The following is a 12,246-nucleotide window of genomic DNA, read 5'->3' as shown; positions in this document are numbered from 1 at the left end:
CGTGGGTCAGATATCTTCCGGCCTGTCCTCCGGATTGAACTGGGTGATCGTCGTCCAGCGGGCGGTGAGCGCCGGCTTTCTTTCGTTTTCAATCTCCACTGTCACGTCATAGGTCGTCATCAGCATGGCGGCGCCGCGAAAGCGGGCTTCCGCCAGAATGAACCGGCCGCGCACCCGCGCACCACTTTTAACCGGCGCGACGAAACGCACGGCGTCGAAGCCGTAATTGAGGCCCATGATCTGCTCGCGAATAGGGGGCACGGCGTCGTAATACAGCGCCGAAAGCAAAGACAGCGTCAGGAACCCATGCGCGATAGTACCGCCGAAGGGGCTTTCCGCTTTGGCGCGCTCCGGGTCCGTGTGGATGAACTGTTCGTCCAAAGTTGCTTTTGCGAAGGCGTCAATCATCGTCTGATCCACGATGATCCAGTCGGAAACGCCCATTTCCGTGCCGACGAGACTTTTAATCTCCGCCACCCCTATGTCCTTTGCCATAATGTCTCTTTCCGGTTGCGTCGCACGCCATATAAAGGTGCCGGTGCCAGGCATCAACCGCGCAGATAAAACACCACCGAACGGGCAGGCAGGAAAGCGGGATTACCGAAATCCGTGCCGATAGCTCTCCAGCCATTGCCGGGCAAGGTAAAGGGCACAATCTCGCGGCTGCGGTTGATGAGCACCGCGAGTTCGACCTCGTTTCCCCTCTCGTGATCGGAGGTGGAAAGTACCATGGCGAAGGCCGGTCCGTCCGGTCTTTCCCAGTCCGAAACCCTCATGGGTTCGCCGCCCGGAGCAAGCCACGCCACATCGTCCTTGCCGGAGAAAAATGCGGTTTGCGAAAACACGCTGAAGCGTTTGCGCAGTGCGGAAAGAAACGCAGTGTGATCGATCAGTTCCGGGGAAAGCGATGACCAGTCGACCCAGTTGATCTCATTGTCCTGACAATAGGCGTTGTTGTTGCCCTGCTGGCTGCGGCCGCCCTCATCGCCAGCGGTGAGCATCAACGCGCCGCGGCTGACGAAAAGCGTGGAAAGCAGCGCCTTCACATCAGCAAGGCGCGCAGCGACAATGGCAGGATCATCGCTTGGGCCTTCTACGCCATTGTTCCAGGAATGGTTTTCATTGTGGCCGTCGCGATTGTTCTCGCCGTTTTTTTCATTGTGCTTGTGTTCGTGGCTGACGAGATCGAACAGCGTGAAGCCGTCATGGGCGGCAAGGAAATTGACGCTGCGGCTTCTTGAGCGGCCATGGCGTGAAAAGATCGGCGACGAACCGGATAGTGCATCGGCGAGCGCCCCGGTGGTTCCCGCATCACCGTGCCAGAACCGGCGCATATCGTCACGGGCACGGTCGTTCCATTCCAGAAAGCTTTCGGGGAAATTGCCGAGTTGGTAACCGCCGGGGCCGATATCCCATGGTTCGGCGATCAGCACACGGTCGTGAAGCACTGTGTCCGAATGCATGGCATCAAGCGTTTCGCTGGCCATATCGAAGCCATTGGCCGTTCGACCGAGCACGGGTGCCAGATCGAAACGGAAGCCGTCCACACCAGCATTCACGACAAAATGCCTGAGCGCATCGATGATGAGCTGGCGCACATAGGGATGATCGCACGCGACCGTATTGCCGGTGCCGGTATCATTAATGAGCACGCCCGGTTCTCCGGGCGGGTGTCGGAAAGCGGTGAGATTGTCGAGGCCACGCAACGACAAAACCGACCCTTCAATGTCGCTCTCACCCGTATGGTTGAAGACCAGATCGAGAATGACGCCTATACCTTCCGCATGCAGCGCGGCTACCGTATCGCGTAATTCCCGCACGCCGCCGGGGCAGAGGCGCGGATCGAGCGCCATGAAGCCGACCGGGTTGTAGCCCCAGGCATTGGAAAGGCCGAGCGGCGGCAGGTGCCGCTCGTCGATCCAGGCAGTGATCGGCATCAGTTCCACGGCATCCACGCCGATTTTTTTCAGGTGCGCGATGATGGCGGGATGAGCCAGCGCCGCGACAGTGCCCCTTATGTTTTCCGGCACCTCGGGATGCAATTTGCTGAAGGATTTGACCGCAAGTTCGTAAATCAGCCCGCCTTCGGCAAAAAGCGGCGCTTGGCGTTTGGGCGGTTGGTATTGTGAAAGGATCGCCTTGGGCATGATGCCGCCCGTGTCTTCGCCAAAAGCGTATAGCGCCGGATCGTGCCGGAAGGGGCGGTCGATCTCCGTGGCATAGGGGTCGAGCAGTAGTTTTGATGGATCGAACCACAGGCCGTGTTCGGGGGCGTAAATTCCGTGGGCGCGGTAACCGTATCGCGTGCCGGAACCGGTGTCCGTCACCGTCAAACGGTGAATATCATCCTCTCCGCGCTTCATTGGCAGACGGGCGGTCTCCTTTTCACCGGCTGCATCGAAAAGGCAAAGATCGATCTGGGAAGCGTGCCGGGAATAGACCGTGAATTCCGTTCCGTTTTCCGTCTGGATTGCGCCTTTGGGGAAAACGGGTGGGTTCTGCATGGATCGCCTCCGATGGGGATGATGTTTTTTCTCAAAGGCATCGGCTGGATTGGAGGAGGCTTATGCTCTCACCCCCAAACTCCAAAAGGGCTGAAACCTCTCTTCCGTCATCCTCGGGCTTGACCCGAGGATCCACAACCCCGCCCCACCATGGATCCTCGGGTCAAACCCGAGGATGACGCCGAATGTGGCGAAGGGTGTGTCACCCCGATAAGCTGCCTTGCCAGATGCCTATTGCGCGGCGCGCTCTCCCGGAAGAGACGCGCGCCGCGGCAATTTCACGTAATAACGCTCGGTTCGTTGCGGCCGGTATGGGCCTTGATACCGGCGATCGTATCGGCAACGGCAATCAGGTCGGCGAGCGCCTCCTGGGTTTCGATGCCGTGACGGGCCGCATCCGCCTCGTAACGCTCCACGTAAAGTCTGAGCGTCGCGCCTGCCGTGCCGGTGCCGGAAAGGCGCAGCACGATGCGCGAACCGCCCTCGAACAGGATGCGGATGCCCTGATTTTTGCTCACGGACTGATCGACCGGATCGTGATAGGCAAAATCATCCGCAGCCGCGACCTTCAGATTGCCGTAGCTGGTGCCGGGAAGTGTGGCGAGTTTTTCGCGCAGCGTGGCGACCAGCGTGTTGGCGGCGTCTGAATCAACTTCTTCATAGTCATGGCGGGAATAATAGTTGCGGCCATATTCGGCCCAGTGCCTGGTGACGATGTCTTTTACGCTTTCCTTGCGGGCGGCGACGATGTTCAGCCAGAACAGCACGGCCCAGAGGCCATCCTTTTCACGCACATGGTTGGAGCCGGTGCCAAAACTTTCCTCGCCACAGATCGTTACCTTGCCGGCGTCCATGAGGTTGCCGAAGAATTTCCAGCCGGTCGGCGTCTCATACATGCCAAGCCCGAGCTTTTCGGCGACACGGTCCGCTGCGGCACTGGTCGGCATGGAACGGGCAATGCCGGAAATGCCGGCGGCATAACCGGGCGCCAGTTTGGCATTGGCCGCGATGATGGCGAGGCTGTCGGAGGGGGTGACGAACATGCCCTTGCCGACAACCATGTTGCGGTCGCCATCGCCATCGGAAGCCGCACCGAAATCCGGTCCCTGCGGGCTCATGACATCGTCATAAAGCTCCTTGGCATGGACAAGGTTGGGGTCTGGATGGTGTCCGCCGAAATCCGGCAGCGGCGTTGCGTTGCGGACAGAGCCTTTTGGCGCGCCGAGGCGCTTTTCGATGATGTCCACGGCATAAGGGCCGGTAACGGCGCTCATGGAATCGACCACGACCTTGAAGCCGCCGGCAATCAGCGCACGGATCGCATCGAAATCGAAGAGCTCTTCCATCAGGGCGGCGTAATCGGTGACCGGATCGATCACCTCCACCGTCAGCTCATCGACTTTGAAGCTGCCCACCTTGTCGAGATCGATATCGGCGGCATCGGAAATCTTGTAGCTGTCGATGACCTTGGAACGGGCATAGATCGCGTCGGTGATCTTTTCCGGTGCCGGGCCGCCATTGCCGATATTGTATTTGATGCCGAAATCTTCGTTCGGGCCGCCGGGATTGTGGCTGGCGGAAAGAACGATGCCGCCAAAGGCCTTGTATTTGCGGATAATGTTGGAGGCGGCCGGCGTGGAAAGAATGCCGCCCTGGCCGACCAGAACCTTGCCGAAACCGGCAGCGGCGGCCATCTTGATCGCCTTCTGGATAACTTCCCGGTTGTAATAACGGCCGTCGCCGCCGATCACCAGCGTCTGGCCCTGAAAACCTTCCAGTGCGTCGAAGATCGACTGGATGAAATTCTCGGCGTAATTTTCCTGGGCGAAGACTGGCACCTTCTTGCGCAGGCCGGAAGTGCCCGGCTTCTGGTCCTGATAGGGCTTGGTCTTGATAGTCTTGATCATTGTTTTAATGGCCTTTCGAAATAAGCTGGCTGTAAAGCGCGGCGTAAAGACCGGCGCTTTTTTCCCAGGAAACATCGGATTTCATTCCGAGTTTCTGCATTTGTGTCCATAGTTTCGGGTCGTGGTAATAACGCACGGTCCGGCGGATCGCCTGTTTGAGACCATCGAGCGTGACGGGGGAAAATTGCACGCCGGTCGCTGCCTTGCTGGCAAGGGCGGCGTGATTGGCGTCGATCACGGTGTCGGCAAGGCCGCCGGTGCGGGCAACCACCGGAATACAGCCGTAACGCAGTGCGTAAAGCTGCGTGAGGCCGCAGGGTTCGAAGCGCGAGGGAATGATGATCGCATCGCAGCCCGCCTGCATCAGATGCGACAGGGGTTCGTTGTAACCGATGGCAACGCCGACACGGCCGTGGTGGCGGGATGCGGCCGCCAGGAGCGCGCCTTCCAGCGCCACTTCGCCCGCGCCGAGCACGACGAGACGACCGCCGAGGGCAACGATCTCGTCCACGGCTTCCGCCATGAGGTCGATGCCTTTCTGCCAGGTGAGGCGGGAAATGATGCAGAAAAGCGGGCTGTCGTCATCATCGATGCGGAAATGCTCAGCGACCGCCTTCTTGTTCAGCGCGCGGTTCTTGAGATTGGCGGCGGAATAATTGTCGTGGATCAGATGGTCGGTGGCCGGGTTCCAGACATCGGCGTCGATGCCGTTGACGATGCCGTGCAGCACATGGGCGCGGCTGCTGATCACTCCCTCCAGCCCCATGCCGAATTGCGGGGTCAGGATTTCCTCGGCGTAAGACGGGCTGACGGTGCTGAGCGCCGTCGCCGTCTGCAGGCCGCCCTTGAGGAAACTGACATCATTATAATATTCGATGCCCTCCATGCCGAAGGCATGGGCAGGTAGTGCCAGGCGGCTGAAGATGTTGGCGCCGAACTGGCCCTGGAAGGCGATGTTGTGGATGGTGAGAAGGCTCGGAATCTCAGGCGTTTCGGCATAACGCATATAGACCGGCGTCATGGCGGCCTGCCAGTCATGGGCGTGCACCATATCCGGCCGCCAGCCGGGAAGCACACCGGCGGCAATACGGGCCGCCGCCAGCGACAACGCCGCAAAACGTTTCCAATTATCAGGATAATCCTTGCCGGCCTGATTGAGATAAGGGCCGCCGGACCGTTCGTAATAAGCGGGTGCATCGAGAATGAGGAGATCCAACCCCTCGTGCCGCACCTCGAGCACCTCGGCTTTTTCACCGAGCAGATCGGAAAATTCGAAACATTTGACGGGGTCCGTCACGGCGGCTTTCACCGCCGGATAGCCGGGTATCAATGTTCGCGTTCTGACGCCATGGGCTTCGAGCGCGATGGGCAGCGCGCCGACAACGTCGGCGAGCCCTCCGGTCTTGATCAGGGGATAGATTTCGGATGAAACCGAAAGGACATTCATGGGCTCTACAGGTCCAGCTTGTCGATCATCGATTGGGTGATAAGGCAAATGCCATTTTCAGTGCGGCGGAAACGTTTGGCATCCAGTTCTGGGTCTTCTCCTACAATCAGTCCTTCCGGAATGACCACGCCATGGTCGATGACGACATTGCTGAGCTGGGCATGACGCCCGATCTTCACACTCGGCAGTACTACGGCATTCTCAAGGCGGGAGTATGAATTGGCGCGCACGCCTGTGAACAGAAGGCTGCGCGTGAGGGCCGCACCGGAAATAATGCAATCGCCCGAGACGACCGACGACACGGCCGAACCGCGACGATCCTCATCATCATGCACGAATTTCGCCGGCGGGGTGATTTCCGCGTAAGTCCAGATCGGCCAGGATTTGTCGTAGATATCGAGGTCGGGCACCACATCCGTCAGGTCGATATTGGCCTGCCAATAGGCATCGATGGTGCCGACATCGCGCCAGTACGGGCCGTGTTCGAAATCCGAGCGCACGCAGGAATCCGCGAAGCGATGGGCGACGGCTTTGCCGTGCTTGACGATATAGGGAATGATGTCCTTGCCGAAATCGCGGCTGGAGGTCGGGTCGGCGGCATCGCGGCGCAGCGCTTCCATCAGGAATTTGGTGTGGAAGACATAAATGCCCATGGAGGCGAGCGCGAAGCCCTCATTACCGGGAATGCCGGGCGGATCGGCCGGTTTTTCGATGAAGTCGATGATCTCGTCTTTTTCGTTCACATGCATCACACCGAAGCCGGTCGCTTCCATGCGCGGTACTTCAAGGCAGCCGATCGTCACATCCGCACCGGAATCGACATGCTGTTGCAGCATGTATTCGTAATCCATCTTGTAAATATGATCGCCGGCGAGAATGACCATATATTCCGGCGCATAGGGCTCGATGATGTCGATGTTCTGGTAAACGGCGTCGGCGGTGCCTTCATACCATTGCGTTTCGGACACGCGTTGCGAGGCCGGCAGAATGTCGAAGCTTTCATTACGTTCGGGGCGGAAAAAGTCCCAGCCGCGCTGCAAGTGGCGGATGAGCGAATGCGCCTTGTATTGCGTGGCGACGCCGATGCGGCGAATGCCGGAATTGAGCGCGTTGGAGAGCGCAAAATCGATGATGCGCGCCTTGCCGCCGAAATAAACGGCGGGTTTTGCCCGGCGGTCCGTCAGCTCCTTCAGGCGGCTTCCTCTGCCGCCTGCGAGGACATAGGCCATTGCATCACGCGCCAGTGGCTGAACTCTTTTTTCCGACATGGTGTCCTCCCTCTCTGTCTGTCAGTTTTCCGGCTCAAGCATGATCGTCGCGAGCGGCGGCAGGACGAGCATCGCCCCGATTTCTCCGCCGGCATCGACCGCCTGAACGCGTCCGCCATTTCCCTTGCCGCTGCCGCCATAGATTTCGGCGTCGGTGTTGAGAATCTCCCGCCACCGCCCCGCCTGGGGCAGCGGCACATAATAACTTTCCCGGTAGACCGGGGTGAGATTGCAGATGACTGCCACCGGTTTTTCACCAGGCGCCATGCGCAACCAGGCAAAGACGGAATTGTCGTGGTCCTCGACCACCAGCCAGCGGAAACCTTCCGGCTCGCAGTCGCGGGCGTGCAAAGCGGGTTTTGAACGATAGGTGAGGTTAAGATCGCGCACGAGGCGGCGCATGCCCTCATGCATCGGATATTGGCGCAGGTTCCAGTCGAGAGCGCCCTTTTCGCTCCACTCGCTCCATTGGGCGAACTCCTGGCCCATGAACAGAAGCTTCTTGCCGGGATAACCCCACATGAAACCGTAGTAGGATCGCAAGTTGGCGAATTTCTGCCAGTCGTCGCCGGACATCTTGGCGATCAGCGATCCCTTGCCGTGCACCACTTCGTCATGAGAAAGCGGCAACACGAAATTCTCAGTGAAGGCGTAAAGCAGACCGAAGGTCAGTTCCTGATGGTGGAACTTGCGATGCACCGGCTCACGCGAGAAATAGCTCAGCGTGTCGTGCATGAAGCCCATGTTCCATTTGAAGCCGAAACCGAGACCGCCTTCATGAACGGGCTGGGAAACTTTCGGCCAGGAGGTGGATTCCTCCGCAATGGTCATGACGCCGGGATGGGTGCCATAAACGAGAGAATTCATCTTCTGCAGGAAGCGGACGGATTCGAGATTTTCGCGTCCGCCATATTCGTTGGGGATCCACTCGCCTTCCTTGCGGGAATAATCGAGATAAAGCATCGAGGCGACCGCATCGACGCGCAGGCCGTCGAGATGGAATTTCTCGGCCCAGTAAAGCGCATTGTTGATGAGGTAGGACATAACCTCAACACGGCCGAAATTATAGATGGCCGTGTTCCAGTCGGGATGAAAACCCTGACGTGGATCGGCATGTTCGTAAAGCGCGGTGCCGTCGAACCAGCGCAGGCCGTGCTCGTCGGTTGGAAAATGCGCCGGAACCCAGTCGAGGATCACCCCGATGCCGACCTTGTGAGCGCCGTTGACGAAACGCGCAAAGCCTTCCGGATCGCCGAAGCGGGCGGTCGGGGCATAAAGACCGGTCGTCTGGTAACCCCAGGAAGGGTCATAGGGATGTTCGGTAATCGGCAGGAACTCGATATGGGTGAAGCCCATATCCGTGCAGTAAGGAATAAGCTGGGCGGCCAGTTCATCCCAGCTGAGGAACGTGCCGTCCTCGCGGCGCTGCCAGGAGCCGGCGTGCACCTCGTAAATGCTGATCGGCTGGCGGCGCTGGTCCACCTGCGCCCAATGTTCGCGGTGAGCCTGGTCTTCCCATTTCTGAGCCAGTTCCGGCGCGGTGACGGAGGCGTTTTTCGGCCGCAACTCGCCGCGCCGGGCATAAGGGTCGGCCTTCAGCGGCAGAAGCTCGCCATTGGCACCGAGAATTTCGAATTTATAAGCGCAACCTGCATAGACGTCAGGCGCGAAGATTTCCCAGATGCCGGTATCCTTGCGGAAACGCATGACATGCCGGCGTCCATCCCAATTGTTGAAATCGCCGACCACAGAAACGCGCCGTGCATTGGGTGCCCAGACGGCAAAGTGGAAACCCTCGACGCCCTCAAGCTTCAGAGGATGTGCGCCCATCCTGTCGAAGAGCCGCAGATGCGACCCCTCGCGGACGAAATAATCGTCCATCGGTCCAAGAACCGGGCCGAAGCTGTAAGGGTCGGTCACCGCCCATTCGGCATCGTCGCGGCCGGCGCGGTAGCGCACCGGCTGGCGCGATGCAAGCTCGACCGGACCTTCGAAAAAGCCTTCCGGATCGAGCCGCTTTAGTTCGCCGATGAAGTTCCCGTCCAGCGTGAGGACGGACACTTCCTCGGCGCCCGGAATGAAACAGCGGGCGGAAAACCCTTCCGGCGTTTCATGAACGCCGAGAAGGGCAAAGGGGTTGGAGTGCAAACCGCTCTTGATCGCCTCGATTTCAGCCTTCGTGATTTCGCCAGTCTTTTTCTCTTCGGCCGAATTGAGCGGTTTTTTCATCAGGCTCTCCAGATCTCGGTGGCATATTGCCGGATCGTCCTGTCGGACGAGAACCAGCCCATACGCGCCGTGTTGCGCACTGTCTTGGTGTTCCAGCTATCCTGATCGCTCCAGATCGCATCCACCTTGCGCTGCGCGTCGGCATAGGCGTCGAAATCGGCGGCGACCATGAACCAGTCGCTGTTGTATATACCGTCGATGAGACCGGCAAAACGCGAGCGGTCATCGGGCGAGAACACGCCTGACGCAATGGACGATAGCGCCTGCGACAATTCCGTGGATTGTTCGATGATCGCACGGGGATTGTGACCTTCGGCACGCGCGTTTGCGACTTCTTCCGCCGTCATGCCGAAGATGACGATGTTGTCACTGCCGACATGTTCGAGCATTTCGACATTTGCGCCATCGAGCGTGCCGATGGTGAGTGCGCCGTTCAGCGCGAATTTCATGTTGCCCGTGCCCGACGCTTCCATGCCGGCGGTCGAGATCTGTTCCGAGAGATCGGCGGCGGGAACCATGATTTCCGCAAGCGAGACGTTATAGTTCGGAATAAATACCACTTTCAGAAGCCCGCGCACGGCCGGATCGTTGTTGATGACCCTGGCAATATCATTGGCAAGCTTGATGATCAGCTTCGCGTTGTGATAACTCGGCGCCGCCTTGCCTGCGAAGAACTTAACGCGCGGTACCCATTCCAGTTCCGGATGGGAACGGATCTGGTCGTAAAGCGCCACCGTTTCGATAAGGTTCAGAAGCTGACGCTTATATTCGTGGATGCGCTTGATCTGAATGTCGAACATGGCCGAAGGATCGACGCGGATGCCCATGCGCTGCGCCACCGTATTGGCAAGCCGCACCTTGTTCAGACGCTTCACTTCGGCGAATTTTTCGCGGAAACCGGCATCGTCGGCAAAGCGGTCGAGCGCGGTGAGTTTTTCCGCATCGTCGAGGAAGTCGTCGCCGATCGCTTCGCGCACCAGCCCCGTCAAGCCCGGATTGCATTGCATCAGCCAGCGGCGTGGCGTGATGCCGTTGGTCTTGTTGTTGATACGCTCAGGGTAAAGGCCGTGCAGGTCGGCAAACACCGTTTCCTTCATCAGTTCGGTATGAAGGGCGGAAACGCCGTTGATCGAATGCGAGCCGATGAAGGCGAGGTTGCCCATGCGCACGCGGCGTTCGCCGCCTTCATCAATGAGAGAGATCGAACGGATCTGCTGATCCGCCATCTTCTTTTCCTTGCGGGCATAGACCAGCGTATTGGCGTTGATCGCATAGACGATCTGCATATGTCTTGGCAGAAGACGCTCGAGCAGCGGCACCGGCCAGCTTTCCAGTGCTTCCGGCAAAAGCGTGTGGTTGGTGTAGGAGAAAGTCCCCTGTGTGATCTTCCAGGCCTCGTCGAATTCAAGGCCATGCACATCGCAGAGCAGGCGCATCATTTCGCAGATGGAAATGGCCGGATGCGTATCGTTGAGCTGGATCGAAACCTTGTCCGGCAGCGAAGTGAAATCAGGATATTGCTGCAGATGACGGCGCAGAATGTCCTGCAACGAGGCGGAGGAGAAGAAGAACTCCTGCCGCAGGCGCAGTTCCTGGCCCGCCGGCGTTGCATCCGCAGGGTAGAGAACGCGTGTCAGGCTTTCCGCCTTGTTGCTCTCGCGCAATGCGCCGATATGGTCGCCAGCATTGAAAGCGGCGAGCAGAATGGGATCGATCGGCTGTGCCGACCACAGGCGCAGCGTGTTGACGCGGGTGCCGCGCCAGCCGACGACCGGCGTGTCATAAGCCATGGCGATAACGCGTTCGGCCGGCTTCCAGACGAAACGCTGCGGGTCTTCATAGCCGCCGATGGTTTCCACCGATCCGCCGAAGCCGACCTCATAGGAGCTTTCGCGGCGTTCGAATTCCCAGGGGTTGCCGTGCGCCAGCCAGGTCTCCGGCAGTTCCACCTGCCAGCCATCCGCCATCTGCTGGCGAAAGAGGCCGTGCACGTAACGAATGCCGTAGCCATAGGCGGGAATATCGACAGTCGCCATGGATTCCATGAAGCAGGCGGCGAGACGACCAAGGCCGCCATTGCCGAGTGCGGCATCCGGCTCCAGCCCGGCAATGACGTCGAGGTCGACACCGAGCGAGGACAGCGCATCGCGGATTTCGTGCATGAGGCCGATATTGGAAATGGCGTCGCGCATCAGGCGGCCGATCAGGAATTCCAGCGACAGATAATAAACGCGCTTGGAATTGTTGGCATAGGCCTTGCGGGTGGATTCCATCCACTTGTCGATGATGCGGTCGCGAACGACGAGAATGGTTGCGGTCAGCCAGTCATGCGGCTTGGCTACCTTGACGTCCTTGCCGATACGGTAAGTCAGTCGCTCGATGATTTCCGCCGCCATGATTTCCGGATTGGAACTGCGCGGGGCGGGGCGGGGAAGATCGGCGGCGTTGAGATTATTGATCATTGGTCGGTCAGCACCTTGGTGGGAGGAGAGGGTCTGATGAGGTCGATCCGGTTTGCCTTTACTGACGCCAGTTTATGCATCGATATGGAGGCGTGGCAACAGCAATTTTCGCGGAAAGTTGGAGGGCTTAATATTATGAAAAATAAGACTTTTCCTTCAGCATTCCGAGGATCGCCAAAGGCATTGCGCGCTCTTTATGCGCCGTTCTTGAACGGGTTTGCGTGGTCGTTGCGATGCCGGGCATCGTTCAAAAAAGGGAGAGAGGCTGCAATATTTTCTGAAGTGGTTCACCGGCCCTGAAATCTGTTTCGGTCTATCGGATCACACACTAGCCTTCGCGGCCCGGAAAATTCAATGAAAATAAACGAGACGGCGTCGTGACGGCGCTCGCTCTGGGTGGCGAGCGCGGAAAAAGGCCCCGATCGTCGC

General features: G+C 58.9%; 7 protein-coding genes. All 7 read right to left on the bottom strand.

Features of this window, described 5'->3' with window-relative positions; genetic code table 11:
• Positions 1 to 6: 6 nt before the first annotated feature.
• On the bottom strand, positions 7 to 495 hold the full coding sequence (locus tag ACQZ5F_RS24410; RefSeq protein WP_448731126.1) for a MaoC family dehydratase: 489 nt from the start codon (positions 493 to 495) through the stop codon (positions 7 to 9).
• Positions 496 to 548: 53 nt separating this feature from the next.
• Positions 549 to 2,504, bottom strand: a complete 1,956-nt coding sequence (glgX, locus tag ACQZ5F_RS24405) for a glycogen debranching protein GlgX (protein ID WP_225338041.1) — start codon at positions 2,502 to 2,504, stop codon at positions 549 to 551.
• A 278-nt stretch (positions 2,505 to 2,782) separates the two neighbouring features.
• Complete coding sequence (locus ACQZ5F_RS24400) at positions 2,783 to 4,411, bottom strand: alpha-D-glucose phosphate-specific phosphoglucomutase (protein ID WP_225244722.1); 1,629 nt, start codon at positions 4,409 to 4,411, stop codon at positions 2,783 to 2,785.
• A gap of 4 nt (positions 4,412 to 4,415) precedes the next feature.
• Positions 4,416 to 5,858 carry a glycogen synthase GlgA gene (gene glgA, locus ACQZ5F_RS24395; RefSeq protein ID WP_046801690.1) on the bottom strand — a complete coding sequence of 481 codons (1,443 nt, stop codon included), beginning with the start codon at positions 5,856 to 5,858 and terminating at the stop codon, positions 4,416 to 4,418.
• A gap of 5 nt (positions 5,859 to 5,863) precedes the next feature.
• Positions 5,864 to 7,126, bottom strand: coding sequence for a glucose-1-phosphate adenylyltransferase (gene glgC / locus ACQZ5F_RS24390; RefSeq protein ID WP_046801691.1), 1,263 nt, complete (start codon positions 7,124 to 7,126; stop codon positions 5,864 to 5,866).
• 21 nt (positions 7,127 to 7,147) lie between these two features.
• The gene (gene glgB, locus ACQZ5F_RS24385) at positions 7,148 to 9,355 is read right to left on the bottom strand and encodes a 1,4-alpha-glucan branching protein GlgB (protein WP_052819952.1); all 2,208 of its coding nucleotides are present in this window, start codon (positions 9,353 to 9,355) and stop codon (positions 7,148 to 7,150) included.
• Entirely contained in the window at positions 9,355 to 11,817 is a 2,463-nt protein-coding gene (locus ACQZ5F_RS24380) for a glycogen/starch/alpha-glucan phosphorylase (RefSeq protein ID WP_080842888.1), read from the bottom strand. The genes glgB and ACQZ5F_RS24380 overlap by 1 nt, the downstream gene beginning before the upstream one ends.
• Between the last annotated feature and the right edge of the window lie 429 nt (positions 11,818 to 12,246).

It is taken from the genome of Agrobacterium sp. 22-210-1 (genome assembly GCF_053522525.1).
This window is presented reverse-complemented; position numbering and strand designations above follow the sequence as displayed.

What these genes read in the sequence shown, in the direction of transcription:
- ACQZ5F_RS24410 (WP_448731126.1), bottom strand. Translation starts at nt 495, where the DNA reads ATGGCAAAGGACATAGGGGTGGCGGAGATTAAAAGTCTCGTCGGCACG.
- glgX (WP_225338041.1), bottom strand. Translation starts at nt 2,504, where the DNA reads ATGCAGAACCCACCCGTTTTCCCCAAAGGCGCAATCCAGACGGAAAAC.
- ACQZ5F_RS24400 (WP_225244722.1), bottom strand. Translation starts at nt 4,411, where the DNA reads ATGATCAAGACTATCAAGACCAAGCCCTATCAGGACCAGAAGCCGGGC.
- glgA (WP_046801690.1), bottom strand. Translation starts at nt 5,858, where the DNA reads ATGAATGTCCTTTCGGTTTCATCCGAAATCTATCCCCTGATCAAGACC.
- glgC (WP_046801691.1), bottom strand. Translation starts at nt 7,126, where the DNA reads ATGTCGGAAAAAAGAGTTCAGCCACTGGCGCGTGATGCAATGGCCTAT.
- glgB (WP_052819952.1), bottom strand. Translation starts at nt 9,355, where the DNA reads ATGAAAAAACCGCTCAATTCGGCCGAAGAGAAAAAGACTGGCGAAATC.
- ACQZ5F_RS24380 (WP_080842888.1), bottom strand. Translation starts at nt 11,817, where the DNA reads ATGATCAATAATCTCAACGCCGCCGATCTTCCCCGCCCCGCCCCGCGC.